We start from the raw sequence: 25,151 nt of genomic DNA, 5'->3' as shown, positions 1-25,151 counted from the left end.
TCTGTCTTCTTTCTCTCACGTCCTCCGTCACGCAGACGTAAGGCATGTGTTGCATATTCATATAAATAGCCATTGGGATCATAGGCTATCAATGTTGGCCATGATTGGCGAGATAGGTTGGAAAATAATCCGTCGGTCAGCTGAACCGGCTTTTCATAATCAGTTTGGGTAAAGCGAATATTATAGTTCAAATTAATATGCTTCGTTAACTGTGAAGTTACTTTCAGATTTGTAGCAATACGCTCATTCGAATCCGGATCTAATTTCATAAAACCGCTTTGTCCTAGATAATTTGCAGAGGCATACATCTGAACCTTTTCACTACCTCCCGAAACACTCAGATTATGTTCATGGGCAAATGTCTGTTTTTTAAAGATCAGATTGATCCAGTCCGTATTTCCATACCCGTAATCGTACAGGTCGTTCCATTGCGAAGGATTATTCGGATTCGGGTCAATACCTCCTCCTATCTTTCCATCGATAAAGTCACGTATCTTTTGCATACGTTCGGGAGAGAAATGTCCGTTCTTGCCGGCATTATTTGCTGCTTCATTATAATACGTAGCAAAGGTGTATGAATCGACTGTCTCCGGCATATTGATCGCATTATTCCAGCGGAAAGAGTTATTGTAATTCACGGAAAGTTTACCTGACTTACCTTTCTTTGTCGTGATCAGAATAACACCGAAGGGAGCTCTTGAACCATAAATAGAAGAAGCTGCTGCATCCTTCAGTACGGAAACAGATTCGATATCCTGAGGATTCAAACGGTTTATATCTCCTTCCATCCCGTCGATCAAAACCAGCGGACTGGCATCAGAACCTTCACCGATTGTTCCTGTACCACGAATATTCATATCCGGGGCTTGATCCAGATATCCTTTACTCTGCTGAATATTCAATCCGGGCATTACTCCCTGCAAAGCCTGTGCCGCATTCGACACAGAGCGTCCTTCAAATGCTTTCGAATCGACATTGGCTACAGCTCCTGTCAGGTTTACCTTTTTCTGGGTACCGAAACCTACTACTACTACTTCATCAAGCGTCTGAGAATCTTCGCGTAATGTTACCTGTAGAGAGGTTTTGTTTCCAACAGGAATAGACTGACTCAAATAACCGATATAGGATATTTCCAGGATAGCATTATCGGGTACATCCAATGAAAATCGGCCATCTATATCTGTTATGATTCCATTAGTGGTACCCTTTTGTACAACATTAGCCCCAATAACAGGAAAACCTGCATCGTCAACTACCGTACCGGATATTTTCTTCATTTTCTGCTGACTTACATCACTGTTCAACCCAGTTGCAACTGGGTTGAACAGATCATGATCTGTTCCGGCATAAACATAACTAGAGAAAGGACCTGCGCTCAATAAAGCTGCAATAAATAAGTATCCCCCTCGTTTCCAAACACACATTTTTTTGTTTTCCATAATAATAATGTTTTAATGAAAACTACTTTACAGAATGCTTTGATTTAATAAATATTTACGATCACAAAGTAAGTTATGATCTCATTATCAGAGGGTATAATAAGGACAGCAAGAACTTTTAAATTCGGAACGGATTATTCAAAAATGTATCAAAATAGGAACTGAGAGAAGAAGCTTCTTGTTATAGTAACAATAATAACATAAATGTATTATTTTAACCGGGAAATTTACTAATGTAAAAAAGACTATAAGAAGCCTGTCTGATAAATAAGAAGATGTGCCAATAGGTAGTATATATGGATAAAAAAAGCGACAGAGTATATTTTAGAATAATATATAAAACTATAAGAGTATAAAAAATATAAGGTTGTTGCATCTGACTGCAACAACCTTATACCTATAATGAATATGATTGGTTATAATGTAAACTCTCCCTCCAGCCGGATATCATCCGAGGCGGCTCCAATCATGACTTTGAAGTCACCGGGTTCTACTACCTGTTTCATTTCCATATTATAAAGAGATAATTCCTCTTCACCTAATGCAAATGTTACCTTCTTGCTTTCGCCTTTCTTCAGGGCTATACGTTCGAAAGCTTTCAACAGGATCGGAGATTGGGAGACGGAAGCTACTTTGTCGCAGATATAAAGCTGAACGACTTCTTCACCGTCACGGTCGCCGGTATTGGTAACCGTACAGCTTACTGTTTGCAGAATCTCTTTTCCATCGCCTTTCTGCATTTCCAGTTGGCCGTAAGCAAATTTGGTGTAGCTTAAACCATAGCCAAATGCATAAAGAGGCGTTCCTTCTTCTTCCACATAAGCACGTTGTTTGCCTTGTGAATAGAACAAAGGTAACTGACCCTCGCTACGGGGAACGGATACCGGCATACGTCCGGCAGGATTATAATCGCCAAATAAAACATCGGCAACAGCTGCACCACCCTGTTCACCGGGATACCAGGCAGTAAGCAATGCATGTGCTTTCTCTGAAGCCAGGTTCATATTCAATGTACGTCCCTGGATATAAATAACGACCAACGGTTTGCCTGTGGCTGCCACTGCCTTCAACAACTTTTCCTGATCACCCAACAGACGCAAAGTACTACGGTCGTACCCTTCACCACAATCCATATCTGACAGGATCTGGTTTCCATCGTTAGAAACATCTGCCGCACCGGTTCCTATATATTTGGTCTTAAAGTCACGGGCACTGGAACCACCTACAACCAAAACAACTGCATCTGCTGCACGGGCAGCCTCTACGGCTGCCGGGATATTGCTTGCTGTCGTATCGCGAATTGCACAACCTTTTACATAATTTACTTTCGTAGAAGGAGAAACTGCTTTCCGTATGCCGTCTAATACCGTAACGATCTCTTCACGTTCTTGGGGAGCCGTATAGTCGCCCAGCTGGTTATACATCATATCGGCATTCGGACCGATCACGGCAATGCTTCCGATATTCTTCTTCAGAGGTAATACTCCGTCGTTCTTTAACAGGACAATACCTTCACGAGCTACCTCACGAGCCAGTTCCTTATGTGCTTCCGAACGTACCAGCTGCTTCGCCTGTTCCGGAGAAACATATGGATTCTCGAACAATCCCATGCGGAACTTCAAACGGAGAACGTTGGCTACTGCCCTGTCGAGATCATCCATGGTGACAGAACCTTCTTCAAAGGCTTTCTGTAAGTTCTTGCCATACGCATTTCCACCCAGATCCATATCGAGACCGGCTTTCAGTGCCAGGACTGCTGCTTCCTTATTATCTTTTGCTACCCTTGCTCCTACAATTCCTTCGATACTTGTCAGATCTGAATAGACAAATCCTTTAAATCCCCACTGATCACGTAATACGTCGGTCAATAAATACTTATTGGAAGTACAAGGCACTCCGTCGATAGAATTGTAAGAGGTCATGATCGTTCCTACTCCTTCTTCTACCGCTTTCTTGAAAGGGGGAAGATAATCGGAAAAAAGCTGGCGCATACCGACATTGGCACGTGCACCGTTGTGCCCGGCTTCGGGAATACCGTAAGCGGCAAAATGCTTTAATGTAGAGAAAAGATGCTTACCGTCATTCTGGTTATCTCCTTGCATCCCTTTCATAAAGGCTACACCCAGATTAGATGTCAATACAGGATCTTCACCGAAAGTTTCTTCCATGCGCGACCAACGCGGTTCACGGGCAATATCCAGTACCGGACCGTAACCGATGTTAGCTCCCTGTGAACGGGCTTCCAAAGCAATTGCCTCTCCCATCCGGTACATTAACTCTGCATTCCAGGTGCTTGCCTGCGACAGGGAAGTCGGAAAGACCGTGGTACCGATTGCCATGTGTCCGTGCGGACATTCTTCGGCAAATAAGACGGGAATTCCCAGTCGGGTTTCTTCTACTGCATATTTCTGCAAAGCATTCAATGCTTTTGCCGACAGTTCGGGATTGAGGCCTGTCTCCAATGTCTTTTGTGTCCAGGGATCGGCACGGAGAACTGCCCAGAAAGAACCGATAGGCATTGCCTTCATCCGTTCTTTATAAAGGTCGGAGGCTATAACACCATCGTTTGTTTTCGTATACATTTCCCAACCCAGCGGACAGCATAGCTGACCGACTTTTTCTTCGATGGTCATACGTCCTACCAGGTCTTTTACTCTATCTTCGACAGGTGCCGTAGCCTGTTTATATAACGGCTGCTGAGCTATAGCCTGTCCCGCAAAAGCAACAAGGCCGATCAGTAAAGATGTTGTTTTACTCATATAACTATATAGTTGTTTTATTTAAGAGATTGTAAACTGTAAAGCTATCGGTTCATTCTTTAATCCTTTCGGAAGAGTAACCTTTACTTTGCCGTTTTTGCTGGTGTATTTCACGGTCTTGTTTCCTTTCAGCATTTTCACCTTGCCTGTTGGGATATTTCCGCTCCATTCGATCGTTTTAGGCAGATTCTCACCTTCCGGCAAAGCATAAACGGCATATAAGGTCTTACCGTCTTTATCCGCAGTAAACCAAACATTGCCATCATTATAAACCGGAGTGATACGGGTATTATAGATCGCTTTCCCGTTCGTTCTCAACCATTCGCCGATAACATGCAGACGTTCAGCCACCGCATCTTCGATAGTTCCCTGCGGAGTCGGGCCTACACCTAATAACAGACAACCGCCTTTTGCCGTAATCTCAGCCAAAAGACCGATCACTTTAGTCGGCGACTTATAAGGGGCATTGGGAACCCAACCCCAGTCATTACTCAATGTAATACAGCTTTCCCACGGATTATTCAACTGTGTTTCAGGGATACTGCGTTCCGGAGTCTGATAGTTTTCATTTCTTCCGCGGATCGTACGGTCGACAGAGATCAACCCCGGTTGTGTGGAGGTACGCACCTTTGTCAACAGTTTATCCAGATTGACGTCATCACCGGTCACCCAGCCACCATCTAACCAAAGGATATCAAAGTTGCCATAATCGGTCATCAGTTCATTCAACTGGTTATAAGTGAAATTCTGATAGTTTTTCCACCAGTCCGGATGATTCTCTTTTTTATAATTCTGGCGACGGTTGGCAGTTGCAAAATAAGGATTCCAGAACCATTCGCAATGCCAGTCCGGTTTAGAAAAATAACATCCGATCATAAAGTCTTTCTGCCGGAAAGCATCGAACACGTGACGTGCTACATCTTTTTTCGGATCAGTACTGAAAGGACCGTTTGCGATGGAGAAGTCCGTAAATTTTGAATCGAACATACAGAAACCATCGTGATGCTTCGTCGTAAAGATCATATATTTCATTCCTGCATCCTGCATGATATCCGCCCATTTGGCGGGATCGAACTGTGTCGGGTTTAAAGAGTCCTTCAAACCGTAATACCACTTCTTGTATTCATCGTAGGTCATATCTTTCTTGCGGGAGATCCAGTCTACGTCCTCGGAACAGATGGACCATGACTCTACAATACCGGGAACAGAATATAGTCCCCAATGAAACAAAACACCGAATTTCTGATCTTGCCATTTATCCAGTTTATCCAAAACCTTTTGATCTTTAGGCCATTCATAGTCGGTTGAACGTTCGTGAACAAAACCTTGTACCTGTTGGGCGTTTACATTCATAGTCAAAACGGCTCCTGCCAGGCAGCCGAATAGTGTTTTCAAGATTTTCATAAAATCATCGTTTTAATTATTGTACAATATTAATTTTCCGTTTAAGTCAAACCTCTGGTGGCATTAGAAAATCAGGACAATATTACAGATAATATCTCAAATGTCAAAATGTAGCAATGACAATATGTAACAAAAAAATGCATGGGCCTCTCCGACCCATGCATCTGTCAATCAATAACTCTAACTATTTTTACAAAAGAATCTTTCATACTATCCGAACTTTAAGATTAACTATTCGTCTTTATATCGATCCACTGTCCTTTCCGTGTTTCAATCGTATAAATACCAGCTTCCTCTGTTACATCGCCTTCATTTCCGGTGATAGAGATTTTACTATCGCCGGCCGGGAAAGCAATGCGCAACGTACCGCCCTGCTCAGGATAGACACGGAGTTTTACGATCTTGCCGTCTCTCTTCTCAGCCGATACGAGGAAGGCTCCCATGGCACGCAGGTTATCGAACGAAACATCCGACCAGTCGGCAGGGATAGCCGGGAATACACGAACGATCCCGGTATGACTTTGAAGCAACATTTCCTGAATACCGGAAGCAAAAGCAAAGTTACCTTCCAAAGTAAACGGACGGTAAGTAAATTTCGATTTGCCGCTCTTTGTCTGGTCACCGTTAACATGGAATGTATTGCGGAGACAGAAACATTCGGCAAACGTACGTAGTTCGTCGGCCGCTCCTTCACCATCAAAGGCACGGGCTTTCATATTTCCGAACCAACTGTAAGAATAGCCGGTCCAGTAATCGGGACCATAGTCTTGCAATTTCTTCAAAGTTGCCTTTATGATCTTTTGGGATTTCTCACCCTGGCTCCAGTCGAGCATACCCAACGGATGGATAGCCATCGCATGGGAGAAGTGGCGGTGAGACTGATCGTACGGGAAACCTTTGGCAAAAGTCAAAGCACCTTCTTTATCCAGATCGTAATCAGGAAGCTGGTCGTTCAACTCTTTCCAGTGTGCTGATTCTTCCGACAGATTCAACTCGGATGCCAGTTCGGATGCCGCACTGAAAGCAAAATGCATCAAAGCCAAATCATAGTTCGTCATATCTTTAAACCAAGCATTGATCGAATTATCGAATATCTCGGGGCTCGAACTCATCACCAGCTTACGAACACCGTTGGCATCGACCACAGATATTTGCTCCAGAAAAACTGCCACATCCTTTAGGAACGGATAAGTACGGTCCTTCAGGAATTCACGGTCGGCAGAATATTTCCAGTGAAGATAGAAATGCTGGGCCAGCCAGGCACTGACTGTCTGCGACATGGAATATTGTATCCATCCTCCCATCGGCACACCCAACAGGGTACATACGCCGGGGATATTCATTCCGTCTTTTTCAAAATATTCTTTTGTATACTTTTTATATACATCCCGCTGGTTCCACAATGTATTCAGATAGCCCATACCTTCCGTCAGGTGGTTGCCTGTATAGGCTGGCCAGTAGCTAAGTTGTGTGTTCAGATCGTGATGATAATCGCCTTTCCAGGGGGGAAGTTTTCCGTTATCGGCTGTCCATACTGCCTGTAAAGAGATTGGATAGGAGTTCTCACGGCTGGCAGAACCGAACTTATACATTTCGTTATCGTATTGTTTCTGTAAAACCGGATCGGGAAGGGTTATGGATGACTGTGCCCAGTAACTTTTCCAGAAGTCCATATGAGTCTGGTAATCCCGGCCGATACCACGTGTCATCGCTTCCCTGGTCTTTTCTGTAGCCTTATCCGTTCCCAGGGAAGATGTCACGCTCCATACACCGCAAAGAGTATTTCCTTTTTGTTCCCAGCGTACATTTACATCATAGGAGAAGCCATTCCAGCCTTCCTGATGATAGGTTATCTGGTTAGGCTCCACATCGATAGTGCCCTGTTTATAACCCAAACGACGCAAGTCCTGTCCGGCTACGGAATCACCGATCTTGGCATCACCGGTACTATATTGAGGAGCGATCAGCGCCGGTGTTACTGCTGCCGGCAGATTCTCGAAGACGAACCAACCGACAGGTTCGGTTGCATGAACAAATGTCCTCAGCGTTACCCCGTTATCCCAGCTTGCCTCACAAAGGGCATTGTTCAGATAAAGGTGTACAGCGGAAGGAGATCCCAGTTGTTCCAAAGAGAATTCCAGGGCAGCTCCCGGTATCTTGGAAGGGGCAGGCTGCTGCTCATACGGCCAGTCGTATTTTTGTTGGACCGGAAGATAGTCTTTTTTCTTCACCTGCTCACACACCCAGGCGAAACGGTTGTTCGGTCCGGAGATACTGTCCATCGGACGAAGATCCCAGAGATCGGTCCGGTCGAGTGACAGGCGTAAAGCTGAGTCGCGTTGCCATACCAGGGTTCCCACAGTTGCATTTCCCAAAGGCATTCCTTCATCCCAGGTGGTCGCCAAACCGGAGAAATGTAAATCACTTTCAGAAGGAGTAACAGGTAAATTACTTCTTCCACTGCTACAAGCTATCAATAGCCATAGACTTGATACTAACAATAAGTTTTTTATCATAATATATTAAATGCTAATCATACAAATGTAGAAAATAAAACAAAATCCGATATCTCCATTCCTGCCTTATTTACAGGGATATCGGATTATGCAAAACATTCTCCTGATTTTGTATACTTGCTTCCTACTCTTCCATCAAAGCAATCTTGGATATTATCAAATCGGGACCTCCTTTCACTTTTGCCTTCAGGACGAGTTGCCCGTCATTCGAGTCTTCCCGCATCACATGCAGTTTGATCCAGGTTTCATCCTCTTTCTGTTTTCCCAATTCATAGTCGCGCCCTTCAAAGATAATATGACCGGTACGTCCTTTCTTATCCTTGTCGGAGAAACAAACATATAAGGAGCCAATGATACCCGAAGGGCAATCGATTGTCAATGCCAATTCCTCGCCTTGCCAGGCCGGTGTGACTGTATAAGTTGTCTTTTTACGGGTTTCTTCCTTCTCCGGAACAGCACAGTCAATGTACAATAACGCATTACTGAACTCTCCGGTAACGGTGCTCTTCAGCGGCTCTACATAAGTAAACATCTTCTGTAAAGAAACAATGTCCCTTTCGTAGGCAGGGTTGAAATCGGTTGAATTCATATAATGCAGGATACTGCTTTTCAGTTGGCGGGCTACCGGATTCGATTCGTCTTTCAGATCAAAACCGCAAACCAGCAGTTTTCCTTTGCCGACCTTCAGTTCAAAGATAGATGCCAGTTTGTTGTTACGGTGGAAATCGTCGACAGGCTGTGCGATCGGCTTATAGTCCTCCGGATAGTCATTTATGTAGAAAGCACGGGCATCTTTATAGATAGACTGCCATTGCCAGTCGCTATGCGATTCGGTCGGGAATCGGGCAAAGAGCGGATGTTTGTCGCGAACGATCATCCCGATTGTATTCTTTCCCTGACCAGGGAAAAAGGTGAGCGACCAATACAAAGGATAGAAACTGATCTTATCGCAAGTCTCTTCGGTACCCAGAGCAGCCGCCTGTAATAAGACTTTTTCTCCTTTTTCCAACCGCTTCAGGCATTCGGTATCCATCTGGTCGGTGACGTAAACCGTTCCGGTTTCTACCTTTTCACTTGCAGGGAATACCCATATGTTCCATGTATTCACTATGGCTTCGTTTTGCAGACCGACTTCGACAACCAACTGCTGTGCTGTTGTCACGGCAGACAAGTTACAAGTAATTTGACCGGCTATTTCCGAGCTACCGGCCGAAAACAGATGAGTTGCCGTACGGCCGGAAGCGATCAGGTTACTTTGTCCGTCTTTAATTTTCCAGTACAAGCCATCGTTCAGGTCAACCGATCCGTAATGAGCTAACTGAATGTCGGCTGTAAAAGGTTCGTCGTTGGTCCAGACATATTTCGGGATACGCAATAACGGAACCGTACTATCGTGATGAGAACGGAACTGTTCGGGCGTAGTAATCTTTTTACTGTCGTAGAAAACATCCAGCCAACCGATCAATGCTTCCCCTTGTCCCTGATAATCCTGCATGCTGAGCAATTGGATGCCGGCACAGGAGGGCGTACGTAAAAACGATTCTATCTCATACTTATACATAATCTGGTTGAGTGCGCCCGATGCAGCAACAAACTCTTCGTTCTGCTCCTCGATCTTGTTCTTACGTGCCTGTTCGCGGAACTCCTCGAAGTTGCGCGCTTTCAGGACACCTTTATATTTCTTTATCTCACTCCACCGGGGATAGACGGGCCACTGTCCGATCTCATGGGACAGAACGGGGATAGCAGACTTTGAATAAACTTCTTCAAAATCCCAGGCGGTAGAAGCGCCTCCCTTCAATCCGCGGGCACTTCCCAGGCCGTCGATATAATGGGTAGCCATATACTGATCGACCGGCATGATCTTACGGGCGGTAGAAACTGAATAGAGGCGGCGGGAATCCTTTTCCTTCAATGGTTTCATCCACGACTCCATCACCTCGAAATCAGAATTACCCAACTCATTACCGATACATTGCATCACAAAAGAAGGATGATTGCCGTAAGCATCGATCATGCGCGATAACTCCTGTTGCACATAGCGGTCTGCCGAAGGATTCTTACCTAATCCCTGCGGATATCCTTTGGTATTCATTTCCGGCCTGTCTTTCTGTTCGGAAGACATCCACCAGTCGATCCAGATGGTTTCGGCCTGGATATAAATACCGAGACGGTCGGCAGCAACGAAAGCGGCTTCGGGCGGGCACCAGGAATGGAAACGTACATGGTTCAATCCATAGTCCTTATAGATGCGGAAAATCTTTTCCCAATCTTCCACCTTGCAGGACGGATAACCCGTCAGGGGGAAATGCACACAGTCGAGATTGCCACGCAGAAAAACCGGTTTCCCGTTTATCAGTATCTTCGACCGGGAGTGAGATACTTCACGGAAACCGAACTCAATTTCGCGGCTGTCGAACTGCTTCTTTTTATCTTCCAGGGTAACTTTCAGTACGTACAGATTGGGAGTGATATCATTCCAAAGACGGATATTCTCCGGCATGGTCGCTTCAAAATCCAGGATGTTCAATCCTTTCTGCAACAATTGTTCGGTTGTCCGGGTATAAACGACGGCACCGTCTTCCCGATCGGTCAGCTGCCAGGTGATGCGGACAGGTACTTTCCGTGACGACTCGTTGATAAGCGTATCCCTTACCAGCAAGGTGCAGGGGCCGTCGGTCGTACGGGTAAACACCTGCGGATTGGAGAAGCGAACCGGATCGGATGCCACCAGACGGATACGTCCCACCGCCCCATTCCATATACTTTGCGTATATTCGGAATAGACATGTCCTTTATCCCCGATATTATAAATCATATCATTATTGATACGGATGGTCAGCTGATGTTTGCCGGGAGCCAAATATCCCAGGTCATGCCAGTGCGGAGTGGACAAAGCATCCTGCACGGATATCTCCTTTCCGTCCAGAAAGACGCGCGATTCCCATAAGACACGTTCCAGTTCCACCCGGATGTGTTTCCCGTTCCATTCGGAAGGAATTTCTATTTCCTTCGAATACCATGCCGGGCCGTAATATTTATAAGCCCGCGTCAGGATACCGAAATCCGAACCGGAAGTCTTCTCTCCATAACCGGCCTCATCCGTTGTTCCGGGCAGCGCGATACGATCGGAGAAAGCGGCACTCTGCCAGTTTTCTTTCAATCCTTTGTCTTCCGGATCGAGCCTGAACTGCCAAGTTCCGCTCAGAGATTCCACTTGCTGGGTGTGCACATAGCAATTATTAGTTACATTCGATTGACTATAGCCTGTTATGACAAAGCTTATAGCAACAAATAATAAAATGAGTTTTCTCATGGTATTGTCTTCTGTGATATTTAGAGCACAAAATAAGAGTTTTTGATCTGAATAACAAATAGACTAATAAAGGCTGAAGATGGATAATCTTTCGAACGACGGTCATTCCACTCTAAGCGTTATTGTCCCGCCAATCGTATCGCCTGCTTTCAGGGGTTTTCTGAACGGGGCATAATAGCTGCTCAGGAACATTTCATTGCCGGCTGTTACGAAATCGGCAACAAGGAAACGGATCCTGTCTTTTTCCAGCCATGAACGCCAGTGTTGTTGGCCGTTGGAAGCTGCTGTTACCTTACTTCCGGAAGGGGCAACAAGTCCGGCATACCAGATGTTACGGCGGGTAGAACGGAAATCATTGCTTCCCAATTCGTTATAATCCAGACTCCATGACCAGGTAGGTTCTACCCGCGGATCAATATGTGAAGGCAAGCCGGAATAGAACAGGTCGGCCTCTCCTACCGGACGGCTGATATGATCTTCAGGATATACACTCCACAGGCCGTCACGACGCCAGAAGGTTTTATTGAAAGAAGCCGGAGCTTCGAATACCAATCCCCACTGACGAGGGTTGACATCGGCTGATGCATCGAACGAATACGTGACGGATAGCTTTCCACCTGCGTTTATATGCAACTGATAACCACCTTCAAACTCCTTATAACTACCTTTTACGGAGATCACCACATCGTCGCCAACCTTTGCCGCCTCTATTTCAGACACCTTCCACTCCGTGCAGATGTCGTTAAACAAAGGTGTGTTTGCATTATGATTCGGATAACAACCGCCACCATTCAACGGAAGCGCCATCAGCCACGGGCCACCATTCAGAATTTCCTCTTTGCCTTGTTTCAGGGAAAGGATTTGTCCGGTGGTACGATCTACTTCACAGGTGAAGTTCTTACCGGTAATATGGTATTTATCGTTACTTTTCTTAAGTTGCGTGGCAGCCGAAGCCAGTTCCGGCAACTCATTCTGTACCTGTTTTCCAACAGGAATGATATATTCGTCTGCTATAAAACCGCGCGGATCGGTAAACGACAGATAAAGTTCGTTTGCCTGCTGCGGATCAGCGACCGGAATGCGTATCTGTCCGGTTTGTCCGGGTTCGATGGAAGCGAAAGAGATACCTTGTTCGTTGCCGTACTTCCAGCTGATCTGCAATTCGTTGAAGTCGGTATAAGTATACCGGTTTTCCAGGTCGACAGTCAGTTCACGGGCAGGAGACAACTTTTCCGTATGTATGCGGATCGGACTGTATATCTTCTTCATATCATAATATTCCGGTTTAGGACGACGCCAGCCGTCGATCGGTCCCCAGGGGCCATAGCCCACCGCATCCCCGTTCGGCAACTGGAAGATATCGTCGATACCCGACCAGATAGAACCGCCCAGTACTCCGGCTGTCTTATACATATTATCCCATGTCGGAGACAAAGCCAGGGCCCAGTCGCTACGTACGCCGGGATCTGTCACCAGTTCGCTCCGGTTGTAGACATTGAGGTGGCAGTATTCACCATAAATCATCGGGCGTTCACTTTCAGCCGCCACCTTGTAACCGTTCGGCCCCGGATAATGGATATTGGCTATCGGAGCCGTGCTTCCCTGATTATTAAAACCGCCGTATGCCTGATCGTGGAAAGTATGCGGACGAGTCGGGTCGGCTTTCTTCACATAGACTTCCACCTGTGCAAATTCTTCGTTCCAGTACGACTCGTTTGCCATCGACCAGAAGATAACAGACGGATGGTTGCGATAGAACTGGATCGTTTCCATATTCGACTGAAGGACATAGGGATAATATTTACTATCGCGGTAATTCAACGTCTTCCAGTTTTCGTTAGCATGGTGCCCGATCCAGCAAACAGGCGCTTCCACTTCCACGAACATACCCAGTTCGTCGCAAAAGTCCAGCAGTTCTTCACAGGGTGGATAATGCGAGGTACGGATAAAGTTACAGTTTGCAGCCCGGTAGAGTTCCACATCCTTCTGCTCCAGTTCGGGAGTCAAGACACGTCCAGTCAGCGGATGGGCTTCGTGGTGGCAGACACCTCTTAGTTTAACGGCTTTTCCGTTCACCAGCAATTGGTTGCCTTTAACTTCCACTTCACGGAAACCGAAACGTTTTTCGATCTGTTCCGTAGTAGCGTCAGCAGTGCCCAGTTCAACCTTCATCGTATATAAATGCGGATGTTCGTTATCCCATTTCCGAGGATTAGCGACCTTGCCGTTCAGCCATCCTGTCCAGGTTTCCCCCGGAGCCAGTTGCGGTATCGACTGATCCAACACTACCGGCAGTCCGGTAATCGACAGGCGTGCAGCTACGTTCTTTTCCGCTTTCTTTCCGGCATTCGTAACGGCCAGATAGACTTTCAGGTCTGCATCTTCATACCGGTCGTCCAGGTCGGTCACGATACGCAGGTCGGAAATATGTACATCGGGTACGGCAAACAAAGTCACTTTACGGGTTATCCCGCCTATCTGGTGAGCGGCATACTGCGTCAGGCTACCCAGCATATCGGCCAGTGATTCACTACGAACCTTCAGTGCTAATCTGTTTTCGCCCTGTTGCAAAGCGCCGGTCGCATCCAGCTCGAACGCAGTCATACCTCCCATATGAGAACCTATCTCTTTCCCGTTCAGCCAGACTACGCATTCGCTGGATACGCCGTCGAAACGTAGTTTTACTTGCTTCCCTTTCCAGTCTGCGGGTAAAGTAAATGTCGTCTGATAACCGCCAAAGCCGGCAGAGTCTACCTTAAATCCCTGCATCGACCACTGTCCGGGAACGACAATCGGGTCCCAACTTTCATCACCTGTCGCTTTACTGGTATAAAAATCAGCTTTCGGAGACGGATTGAACAACCAGGTTCCATTCAGCGAGAGTACCGGATTGTACACGCCCGGAATGCTGTAAGGAATGGTTGCATATACGGGCAGATGTTCTTCGGCATCCACATCCGTATCGATTTTATAGGTCTGTGTATTCACCAGTGCCTGCTTTTGTTCGCCTTCAAACGGGATCGGCTTTTTGGGATTCGATGAGTAAAGATTCAGTTCCGATACCAGGGCGTTCGGCCCTTTCAACACTTCAAATATCAGAACCAGCTGGCCATAGGCAAATGCTTTCTTCGGCAGGTCGATCTTATAGCGTTGTTCCTTCCCGGCTTCCAAGGTAACAGGAGCCTGCACTTCGTTTCCATCGGCCACAATTCGCTGCTCGCGTTCGCTATCGGACAGATAGACAACTTCCAACTGATAATCGGCCTGTATATCCATACGGTCGAAAGCATAGATAACCGTTCCGCCGAAATTACATGTTTTTGCTGCTACGCTACCGTCTATCCCGTCGGGCATCGTATAGTTATCCCCTTTTACCAGAAACGGCTGTTTACCGTTTACACCGCAATCGTTTGTTGCCACCTGGTGCAACTTAGTCGTTTGGGCATTCATTGTTACGATGAAAAGTAACAGAATCAGAGTACTCAGGACAGGCTTTCTACACCTGGATTGTTTAAGGTTATTCATTCTTTTTCCATTTAATTTATTCTACTGCAATATTACGAAGTTCCGGCCAATCCTTCCTTATAAGAAGAGAACCGATTGAAAGAACTGAGGGAACAAATAGAAAAGAAAAGTGGACAAAACGGAACCTTCCCTATCAAATATAGGAGAACGTTAATGATTTGCTTATTTGAGGAAAGACTATTTTCTTTGTAATGTGAAAATGAAAACAGCTAAAAAGAAGACTTTTACATTCCCGCTATATCTACAGATACTTCTGGGAATGCTCGCAGGAATAGGGATAGGTATTATCGCAGTTTACACAAACGGAGAAAAGTTCGTTCAGGATTGGATACGCCCCTGGGGACAGATATTCATCCGCCTGCTACAACTGATTGCTATTCCATTGGTCTTTATTTCCTTGGTTAAAGGTGTTACGGGGCTTAACGATATAAAAAAATTCTCCCGTCTCGGGGGGAAAACCATCCTTATTTATATCGGGACAACATTCGTTGCCGTCGTATTAGGCCTTTTCCTCGGACTGATCGTACAACCGGGAAAGTTAGTAAACCGCGAGCAGGTTGCCCATATGCAGGATAGCTATAAAACGATTGTTGAAGAAAAAAAGCAAGCCGCCGAAATGACACAGAACCAGGGGCCGCTTGCCTTTCTTTACGATATCATTCCTAATAATATAGTAAGTGCCACTGCCGACAATTCGAAAATGCTGCAAGTGATCTTCTTCGCTGTATTCTTCGGTATCGCCGCCCTGACCATTGCCCCAGACAAGGTTACTCCGGTCATAAAGTTATTTGACGGACTAAACGACATCATATTGAGGATGGTAGATTATATCATCAAATTCGCTCCCTGGGGAGTGGCTGCCCTGATGGCCGGACTGGTTACCGACTTCGGGGGTGATACAAGCATATTCAGCGCACTGGCGGTGTATGCCTTGACGGTTATCGGCGGTATGTTTATACTGGCCTTGATATTCTACCCGTCACTGATTCATTTCTTTACAAAGATACATATCCGTGATTTTATCCGTGCCATGTATCCGGTTCAGCTGTTCGCTTTCAGCACCAGCAGCAGTGCCGCCACCCTACCCCTCACACTTGAAACCGTAGAGCGCGAACTGAAAGTATCCGAAGAAGTCAGTTCATTCGTCCTGCCTGTCGGGACGACGATCAATATGGACGGGACGAGCTGTTATCAGTCCATCGCGATCCTGTTCATAGCCCAGGTACTGGGAATAGACCTCAGTATTTCCCAGTTGCTGATCATTGTAGCAATGACCATCTTGTCTTCTATCGGGACTCCCGCCATTCCGGGCGGAAGCTATGTGATCCTGACGATGGTACTGACCTCTGTCGGTATCCCCGCCGAAGGGCTGGCTCTGATTCTGGGTATCGACCGTCCGTTGGATATGTTGCGCACAGCCGTAAATGTAACGGGTGATGCTACCGTTGCATCTATTGTAGACAAGTAAAAAGCTATAAAACCCCTGTATTCCATTAATTAATGGCCTTATTTCACAAAAAAGATATATTTATTAAATAATAATGGAGAACTATAGTGCATTATCCAAATACTTTCCGTTCCTTTGCACCGCGATCAACAAGAGGTTTGAAAGTATATCGAACGTCTGTTGCCGCTATTATTAATTTTTTTATTTTTATATTTATGAACATGTATGTTGGAAACCTTAGCTATAACGTTAGGGAATCAGATTTGAAAGAAGTTATGGAAGAGTACGGAACAGTTGATTCTGTAAAATTAATTATCGACCGTGACACAAGAAGATCTAAAGGTTTTGCTTTTGTTGAAATGCCTGACAATGCTGAAGCACAGAAAGCTATCAACGAATTGAACGGTGCAGAATATGCAGGCCGTGCAATGGTAGTGAAAGAAGCACTTCCCAGAAATTAATCGACTGACATTATTTTAATATATATCAGTATAAAGGATACTCAGAAATGGGTATCCTTTTGTTTTGTATATAATCTCTCTTATCCAGAATAATAATACAATTAATGGCCTTATTTCATAATAATAATATATTATCGAATAATAATCAGGAAGTATAGTGTTTTATCCAATTTGTTTCCGTTCCTTTGCATTACGAACAATAAGAGATTTATTTCGATCTGATTTTCATATGTATCTCCTCAGTTATAAACATTGAGCATTTCCATCTCTAATTAAGACCCTCCTAAAGTTTTATTGTCGAATTATTAATTTTTTATATTTATATTATGAACATGTATGTTGGAAACCTCAGTTACAATATTGGGGAATCAGATTTGAGAGAAGTTATGGAAGAGTATGGAACAGTTGATTCTGTAAAACTTATTGTTGACCGTGACACAAGAAGATCTAAAGGTTTTGCCTTTATTGAAATGCCCGAAACTGCGGAAGCTGAAAAAGCGATCAAAGAATTAAATGGCGCTGAATATGCAGGCCGTGCAATGGTAGTAAAAGAAGCACTTCCCAGAAATTAATTGACTGACATTATTTAATTATATCAGTATGAAGGATACTCCACTAGAGTATCCTTTTTTCGTTTTATACCTTCACCCAATCGTTAGCCATCACACATGAAAATGGAATGGTATAGACTATCTTTCATACCCAATAGTGTCCCATTTCAGGAAATCCCAATAAAATGGGACACTATTAGACCGTCCCAAATTTCCTTTTTTTATTGGAACAACTATCTTTGTGAGCCGAATAAAAATAGAGATAATGGTTAATATTCATGTACTATGTACCGAAATACTGCTTGATGCGATAGGATTGGTTATGGGATCGATAGTCCTGAGACACGCTTCCGATAACAAAATGCAAAGAGCATGGGGTATACTCTCAATTACTTTATCTATATTATTGTTGCTTGACAATATCGAATGGATTTATCTGTATGGAAAAGGGGGTGACGGACTACCTGACCGGGCTGTATTATTACTAGATCATCTGTCGATATGGCACATGGTACGCACCGTCATATTTTTCCAGTTTTTTTCATTGTTCCCTCTTGCTTCCCTGAAACCGGGGTGGTTGACATTGTCACGAATCACGAACTTTTGTATACCGATTATACTTATTACGTGTATTGCCTGCTGCTATCAGTTATTTAACGGCCAGTACACAAAACTGGATTCTTTCCACGATATTCTGAAATACTCCGACAAGCCGGATGTAAAATTAAGGATAATACTTTTTATTGTCAGTGTCATCACTCCGTCCGTCAACTTTTTGTTTCTGTTCCTGAAACGCTGGATACCTATCCGTCGTAAACAGAACCGTTCCACTATTATTTATATGAGTTGTTTCGGTATTATCATGTCGGGATATATATGGTTGATGCTAGGGACAACGGGACTGAGCTTTAATTTATTCGGATATCTGGTCATCGTACCTTTACTCTGCCTGAATATTCTTTATTTACGAAATGAAAACCCGCTGTCGCTTCCTCCTGATCCGGTTGAACAACTGCAATCAGAAGAGGTCGAAGCTGTACGGGATATCGAAATATCTATCACGACACTTGAACTGAGCAAGCAGTTGCAAGCACTGATGAAGAACCAGAAACCATTCATCGATCCGGAATATTCCTTGTTGAACTTGCTGAACGATCTGGAGACTAACGAACATAGGCTCACCAACGTTCTTCGTTATAATGGATTTTCTGGTTTCAGGGAGTATATTAATTTCATACGACTCCAGTATTTCAAGGAACAGGCAGCATTAGAAAAAAACTGTACGGTAAAAGAACTTATGTTCAAATGTGGATTCACTTCGCGTTCCAGTTTTTACCGGTATTTCTCGAGTATCGAAAAAATGTCTCCTACAGAATATCTGGAGAAGCTGAAAGGATAAGTCTTATCATTGTATAATCTGACAAACAGTATAGTATATGCTACATAACTATATCCTGTTATTACCATTTTTTGTCTGCCTTTTCTGGGCATTGACCTTATTCGGTAATGGGAAAAGAAACGTATGTCTACAAAATAGATGGATTGTATGTACTTTGTTGATTGCTGCCAACGCCTTAATATGGGGCCTTCGCTTTGGAAATGAAGAAAATTCCGGTTACACTCATACAACCGAGATTCCTGAAGTATTCTTTACTGGTATACAAATTACCGGTTTAGCGGCTTATATTTTCATTTATCTGATCCACCGTAAATGTCGTCTTTATAAATTAAACACGGATATAAAATACAAATATATTAATACGAAGTATCTTATTCTGTCCGGTATATTCCTTTCTGCCCTCATTTCCTTTATAGCAGAAGCGGGAGATCACCTGTCTTTTATTCATAATCCGGTTATAATATCTTTATTACTAATTATTTGGACAGGTATTTTCTATTATCTGGGATATGATATATACCACATAGAATATAAGGTTGAACTGTCGGAGCATAAATCAAATGTTGACCCTATAAACAAGAATGAAAACGAGACGGATATTTCTCAAAAATCTCATTACAAACTTCTCCCCAGATTCAATCAAATCATCGATGAAGAAAAAATATTTCTGCAACATAACCTCCATATAGAAAAGGTCGCCTGGATGCTCAAAACAAACCGGACCTATATTTCGAGGCTTATCAACCAGGAATATCAATGTAGCTTTTCTGATTTTATCAACCAGAAACGTATCGGGTTTGCGCAAGAACTAATCCACTTCCATCCGGAGTTGACGCAGGAGCAGATTGCTGAAAAAGTTGGTTTTACGCATGCATCCAGCTTCAGCCGTGCTTTCAAACAACAGGTTGGACAAACTTTCAGAGAATGGTACAAGAATAATCAGAAAAAAAGCCCCCCATTCGAAGAGGAATAGGGTAATCGGTTTCTTATTTGGACTTTAAACTGTTTACTGGGTTTGCATTGGCTGCCCGCCAGCTCTGGAATGTAACCGTACCAATGTCTGATAATTAGACATTATTGTCAAATTATCAGACATTGAAACCTCAATATATAGAAGCCTTTTATTCCGTCTTCATGCTATCTACCGGATTGGAGTTTGCCACATGCCAGTTCTGGAAGGTAACGGTTATAAAAGTAATGGCCGATATGATGATAAAAGAGAGCAAGAATACCCATAAATACATTGGAGTGCGGTAAGCAAAGTTTTCCAGCCAGCGGTACATGCCATAGAAAGCGACCGGCGCGGCTAAGATAAAACAAACGACAAGAATGGCCAGATAGCCTTTGTTGAACATAAACAATATCTGGGAAGTGGACGATCCCAATACTTTACGGACAGCCACCTCTTTCCGGCGGTATTCACTTTCGAATACAACCAGGCCGAATACACCGACAACGGAGATAAAGATTGCAATAACACTGAACAGGGTGATCAGATTACTGATCTTCAATTCCCTTTCATAGGTCTGCTGCAGGATCTCATCATAGAAGGTTGTTTTGAAAGGATAAATCGGATCTATCTTAGTTAAACAGGCTTGCACATGTTTCATGGCTGCCCGCAAGTCGCTCCCTGCCTTCACTTTTACGTAGGCGGCTGCATAATATTTACTGTCGACCTCCTGTCCCCATCTGTATTTACCCCATACGTAAAAAGTCATCGGAGATACTTCATTACGGAAAGATGCGAATTTGACGTTCGAAATGAAACCGACAATCTCATCACCATCGATCTTCTCTCCCAGTTCCAGATTATACATCTCGCGGGCTTTCTCATTAAAAATATAGCAGCCGTTCTCTTTCAAATCATCTTCGGGACGGAAATCACGACCACTCTTCACCTCGATTCCCATCACATGCAAGAAAGAAGGAGAAACAGGGATGCACTGGAAATTGATATCCTGGTCTTTATACATGCGTCCCCATCCCATATAAAAGTCACGGCTGGACAGAACCTGTTCCGCATAAGTTATATCTTCTATTCCGGAAAACGACTTCACCTCGCTGGTCAGGACGCTCTGGTTTTTATTGACTTTGCTGTTCAATTCGATCACGATCAATTCGTCCTTATCGTATCCCAAAGGAGTATTTTGCATATACCGGTTCTGCAGATACATGAACAGGGAACTGATAATCAGGATAAATGAAGCGACAAACTGGATACTCACCAGTGCGCTTCGAAGTACGCGCCCCTTCGGGGACAAACCAAAACTGCCCTTCAATACCAATGCCGGCGGGAAAGAAGTGATGTAGCAGGCAGGATAGATACCAGCCAATACACCTACCGCCACCGCAATAACAGCCGTAGTCATAATGAGAACCGACTGCACCGAAAAGGACATGTCGGCATCTACCAGGGATGCTACAAAAGTATGTCCGGCAACAAACAGCAAACCCAGTGAAATAAGATAAGCCACTATACTTACAATGACAGCTTCTACCAACAAGCTCGTCCGAAGCACGCTATCAGGACTTCCCAATACTTTCTGCGTATTAATACTCTTGATACGCATCGGAGTCAAAGCGGTACTGAAATTAGTAAAGTTGATACCGGCAATCAACAGGATGACAAAAGCGATCGCAAACAGAACATGCATTGTCTGCCGGCTGGCTTTCGGCATGGAGTCGAAAGAAACATTCGTCAGGAAATGCAACTTAGGTAGCGGCGTCAAATGCAAGTCGATGCCGTCTTTCCCCCATTTGAAATCTTTCCCGAATTGCTGGGAGGCATCGAAATTCTTTTTGAAGTTATCTTTAACAACTTCCATGTTGGAAGGATCGTCCAGACGGAAGAAAAAGAAATAATTCTGGTTGCCATACTCATTGTAATTTTCTTTATCGGGCATTTGCCGGTAAATAATATTCCGAACAGACGAGTTACGGGGGAAGTCTTTAAAGACACCGCTGATCGTTGCCAGCGTATTTTCGGATTCCGCGCTCATCAGCCGCTTACCTATGGCCGATTCACTTCCGAATAAGCGGCGTGCCATACTTTCAGGAATTATAGCTGTTTCCGGTTGATCGAGCGCCGTCTCATTCCCTTCCACCATATCAAAATGGAAGACACGGGTAATTCCGGATGTCGTATTTACAACGGGATCCTTGAAGTTCTGCCTTTCTCCTCCCTGCTCCACGCTATAAAACAACTCGGAATTCCAGGACGACATGATCATTCCGGCTTTCACATGCGGGGATGATTCCGTGAATCCCCTTGCAAACGGACGGCTGATAACCGCACTCATATTCCCCTGAAAATCCATATCCATTCGATAGATCGAATTGGCTTCCGGCTGGCAGGAGTCGAATGTGTAGTCATAATTCACCTGCATCATTATCACCATAAAGGCGGTAAAAGCGATGCTTAATCCTAATACGTTCAGAAGTGTCGCCATCTTGAAACGGCGAAGTACGCTGATGAAGTTCCTTAAAATAGTTTTCATATACACCAAGATTATTATTCCGATTTAAGGTTGTCTGTCAAAACAACTCTATCAATAGAAACGTAATAATTTATGGGACGTTGCATATCAATTATTCTATTTTTATACTTTCTGCCGGATTTTCACTGGCTGTATTCCAATTCTGGAAAGTAACAGCCAGAAGAGTGATTATAGAAACCATGATAAAAGCAACGGCATACACCCACCAATACAACGGTATTTTATAGGCAAAATAAGTCATCCATTGCTTCATCACATAATAGGCAACAGGCGTTGCCAGGATAAAACACAAGACAAGAATACGCAAATACACCTTATTGAACATGACCAATATCTGGGAAGTAGTGGCCCCATGTACTTTCCGTAAAGCTATTTCTTTCCGCTTATATTCACTTTCAAAAATAACCAATCCCAAAACCCCCACAATAGATATAAATACAGCAACCAAACTAAAAAGCGAGATCAACCAACCTATACTCAACTCCCGTTTATAGAGATTGTTTAGTATCGTATCATAAAACGTTATTTCTACTGGAAAATCCTTATCTATCGAAGTCAATACCTGGCCAATAGAAGCAATAGCTCTCCGGATATCAGCCCCGCTTTTTATTTTTATATATGCATACCTCGGATGGAGATCCTTCTCGGTCGGAACATAAAAAGCCATAGGAGCCACATTCGTGCGAAAAGAGGCATATTTTATATCATCAATAAAACCGGCAATCACCGCAGGCGGTACGTCGACATAAGCATTTCCGGTAATATACTCACCTGAAACAAGATCATATTGCAACCGCGCCGTTTCATTAAAAATGTAAGATCCACCCGCCGTACTCGCATCCTCCCGAAGAAAACCACGCCCAGATATAATCGGAATATTCATTACCTGAAGGAAATTCGGAGCAACAGTGAATAACTTAAATGTCAGATCATTATCCCTGTATCCACGCCCGTATGTCGTGAATTCATCCCCACCTGACAATAAATCCTGGGCAAAAGACACATCCTGTATGTTCGATTCATTCTTTAACCGGTTTTCTAATGTGCCCGTATTATTCATCAGAGTCCCGTTTAATTCGATTATAGCGATCTGATCCTTATCGAAACCTAAAGAGGAAGCAACCATATAACGATTCTGCAAATAGATAAACAAGGCTGTTATAATCAATGCAAAGGAGATAATAAACTGAAAGGAAACGAGAAGACTCCTTAACCTCTTCCCCGAAGGCGTCAGGCCGTATGAACCTTTCAATACTAAAGCCGGAGGAAAAGAGGTGATTCGCCAAGCCGGATATAGTCCGGCCAAAAGTCCTACGATTATGGCTAAAACACCGGTTAATATTAATAGAGGAATATTGGCTGCCAAGGCCATATCAGAGTTTATCATGTTTGCCAGCCAGGTATTCGCCATTCCCCTGACAATAAACAGTGAAATAACAAAAGAGAGCAGGCAAATCACTACCGCCTCCACCAGCATGGCATAACGTAATACCTTATCCGACCCTCCTAATACCTTTTGGGTATTGATACTACGGATACGCATCGGTACCAGCGCATTGCTGAAATTCGTAAAATTGATCCCGGCAATTAAGACGATCAATATAGCAACCGTGAACAAAACCAACACTAAATTGCGATTGCCCTTATCCTTCAGGGAGTCGAACAGCGAATCTGCTTCATAATAAATATCCTGCAACTCCGTCAACCGTATGTCGCACATCTCCCAGTTATAATCCTCCCTGTCCAAACCAGCTTTAAAATCGGTTATTATTTGGCCAGCAGCCTTCGGATCATCCAGTAAAACATATAACTGATAACCACGATTCCACCAATTATCAATATTTTCTCTCTGCCCGATCCGCCTGTACACAGCATTCTGTACAACCGAATTTCTGGGAAAATCCTTATATACCCCTCCCACCGTGAACGACATATTATCCCCTGTCAATTGTTTTCCGACAGCCTGGCCATTCCGGAAGAACTTCTGAGCCTCGCTTTCCGATATCAATACCGTACCCGGATTATCAATACTTCCGGCACTTCCCTCAATCATATCAAAACTAAAGATATCCGCATATTCCGGAGTTATAGCATTAACCGGGCACCAGAAACTTACCTCCTCATTTCCTTTCTCCACTTTCAATGTCAACTGGCTTCCCCAGGAGAAAAGCAAAGCCCCTTTGTCTATATGAGGGGAAGAAAGGGTAAAGGCTTCTGCAAACGGACGAGCCAATACTACATTATTTCCGGACTCCGGGAAATAGAGACCTACCCGAAAGATACGTTCCGCATTCTTCTGATACCGGTCAAATCCCCAATCATATTGTAACTGGATCATCAGGATTATAAAGGCTGCAAAGGCAATACTCAATCCCATTACATTCAATAGAGTCGCTATCTTAAATCGACGGACAATACCTAACAGGTTTCTAATAATAGTTTTCATAATCGTATTTTATTTCTTTATAATCCCAATACTATTTCATATCACTCACTCTTGATGCTGAACACCGGATTCTCTCTGGCTGCCCGCCAATTCTGGAAAGTCACCGTAATGATCGTAATCAGAGAAACCAAGAGGAAAGCAAGAATAAACACCCACCAATAAACAGGTGTCTTGTACATAAAATTCTCCAGCCATTTATTGATTGCATAAAAAGCAACCGGAGCAGCCAAAATAAAACAGATACATAATATATATATGTATGTTTTATTAAACATCACAAGGATCTCGGAGGTAGTCGAGCCCATTACTTTTCGTATGCCGATCTCCTTCTTCCTGTACTGACTGTCGAATACCACCAGGCCGAATACACCGACCATCGAAATAAACACCG

General features: G+C 44.0%; 14 protein-coding genes. 5 read left to right on the top strand and 9 right to left on the bottom strand.

Going from position 1 to position 25,151, the window contains the following annotated elements:
* The 6 genes from QZ076_RS18565 to QZ076_RS18540 all read right to left on the bottom strand — a co-directional run.
* Window positions 1-1,439, bottom strand: a 1,439-nt coding sequence (locus QZ076_RS18565; protein ID WP_293715935.1) for a SusC/RagA family TonB-linked outer membrane protein, incomplete at its 3' end; no start/stop codon positions are given.
* 416 nt (window positions 1,440-1,855) lie between these two features.
* Entirely contained in the window at window positions 1,856-4,198 is a 2,343-nt protein-coding gene (locus QZ076_RS18560; RefSeq protein WP_293715932.1) for a glycoside hydrolase family 3 N-terminal domain-containing protein, read from the bottom strand.
* Between the two features lie 21 nt (window positions 4,199-4,219).
* The gene (locus tag QZ076_RS18555; RefSeq protein ID WP_293715929.1) at window positions 4,220-5,602 is read right to left on the bottom strand and encodes an alpha-L-fucosidase; all 1,383 of its coding nucleotides are present in this window, start codon (window positions 5,600-5,602) and stop codon (window positions 4,220-4,222) included.
* A 227-nt stretch (window positions 5,603-5,829) separates the two neighbouring features.
* Window positions 5,830-8,121 (bottom strand): glycoside hydrolase family 95-like protein, encoded by a 2,292-nt coding sequence (locus QZ076_RS18550; protein ID WP_293715938.1) that lies wholly within the window; start codon window positions 8,119-8,121, stop codon window positions 5,830-5,832.
* Between the two features lie 121 nt (window positions 8,122-8,242).
* Complete coding sequence (locus tag QZ076_RS18545; RefSeq protein WP_293715926.1) at window positions 8,243-11,434, bottom strand: sugar-binding domain-containing protein; 3,192 nt, start codon at window positions 11,432-11,434, stop codon at window positions 8,243-8,245.
* Window positions 11,435-11,536: 102 nt separating this feature from the next.
* Window positions 11,537-14,959, bottom strand: coding sequence for a glycoside hydrolase family 2 TIM barrel-domain containing protein (locus tag QZ076_RS18540; RefSeq protein WP_293715923.1), 3,423 nt, complete (start codon window positions 14,957-14,959; stop codon window positions 11,537-11,539).
* A gap of 199 nt (window positions 14,960-15,158) precedes the next feature.
* On the opposite strand from QZ076_RS18540, the gene QZ076_RS18535 reads away from it, so the two are divergent.
* The 5 genes from QZ076_RS18535 (at window position 15,159) to QZ076_RS18515 (ending at window position 19,790) form a co-directional block, all read left to right on the top strand.
* The gene (locus QZ076_RS18535; RefSeq protein ID WP_293715920.1) at window positions 15,159-16,427 is read left to right on the top strand and encodes a dicarboxylate/amino acid:cation symporter; all 1,269 of its coding nucleotides are present in this window, start codon (window positions 15,159-15,161) and stop codon (window positions 16,425-16,427) included.
* Window positions 16,428-16,621: 194 nt separating this feature from the next.
* Window positions 16,622-16,867, top strand: a complete 246-nt coding sequence (locus QZ076_RS18530; protein WP_028727320.1) for an RNA-binding protein — start codon at window positions 16,622-16,624, stop codon at window positions 16,865-16,867.
* A 326-nt stretch (window positions 16,868-17,193) separates the two neighbouring features.
* The gene (locus QZ076_RS18525) at window positions 17,194-17,439 is read left to right on the top strand and encodes an RNA-binding protein (RefSeq protein ID WP_129733034.1); all 246 of its coding nucleotides are present in this window, start codon (window positions 17,194-17,196) and stop codon (window positions 17,437-17,439) included.
* Window positions 17,440-17,683: 244 nt separating this feature from the next.
* Window positions 17,684-18,817 carry a helix-turn-helix domain-containing protein gene (locus QZ076_RS18520; RefSeq protein ID WP_293715914.1) on the top strand — a complete coding sequence of 378 codons (1,134 nt, stop codon included), beginning with the start codon at window positions 17,684-17,686 and terminating at the stop codon, window positions 18,815-18,817.
* Window positions 18,818-18,854: 37 nt separating this feature from the next.
* Complete coding sequence (locus QZ076_RS18515; RefSeq protein WP_293715911.1) at window positions 18,855-19,790, top strand: helix-turn-helix domain-containing protein; 936 nt, start codon at window positions 18,855-18,857, stop codon at window positions 19,788-19,790.
* A gap of 148 nt (window positions 19,791-19,938) precedes the next feature.
* Here QZ076_RS18515 and QZ076_RS18510 read toward each other — a convergent pair whose 3' ends face one another.
* From QZ076_RS18510 to QZ076_RS18500, 3 genes are all read right to left on the bottom strand, one after another.
* Window positions 19,939-22,314, bottom strand: coding sequence for an ABC transporter permease (locus tag QZ076_RS18510; protein WP_293715908.1), 2,376 nt, complete (start codon window positions 22,312-22,314; stop codon window positions 19,939-19,941).
* A gap of 91 nt (window positions 22,315-22,405) precedes the next feature.
* Window positions 22,406-24,760 carry an ABC transporter permease gene (locus tag QZ076_RS18505; RefSeq protein WP_293715905.1) on the bottom strand — a complete coding sequence of 785 codons (2,355 nt, stop codon included), beginning with the start codon at window positions 24,758-24,760 and terminating at the stop codon, window positions 22,406-22,408.
* 41 nt (window positions 24,761-24,801) lie between these two features.
* On the bottom strand, window positions 24,802-25,151 hold a 350-nt coding region (locus tag QZ076_RS18500), incomplete at its 5' end, for an FtsX-like permease family protein (protein WP_293715902.1).

This window comes from uncultured Parabacteroides sp., assembly GCF_905196875.1.
Lineage (GTDB): Bacteria > Bacteroidota > Bacteroidia > Bacteroidales > Tannerellaceae > Parabacteroides.
Note: the sequence above shows the minus strand (reverse complement) of the source record. Positions and strands in the feature narration are given on the sequence as shown.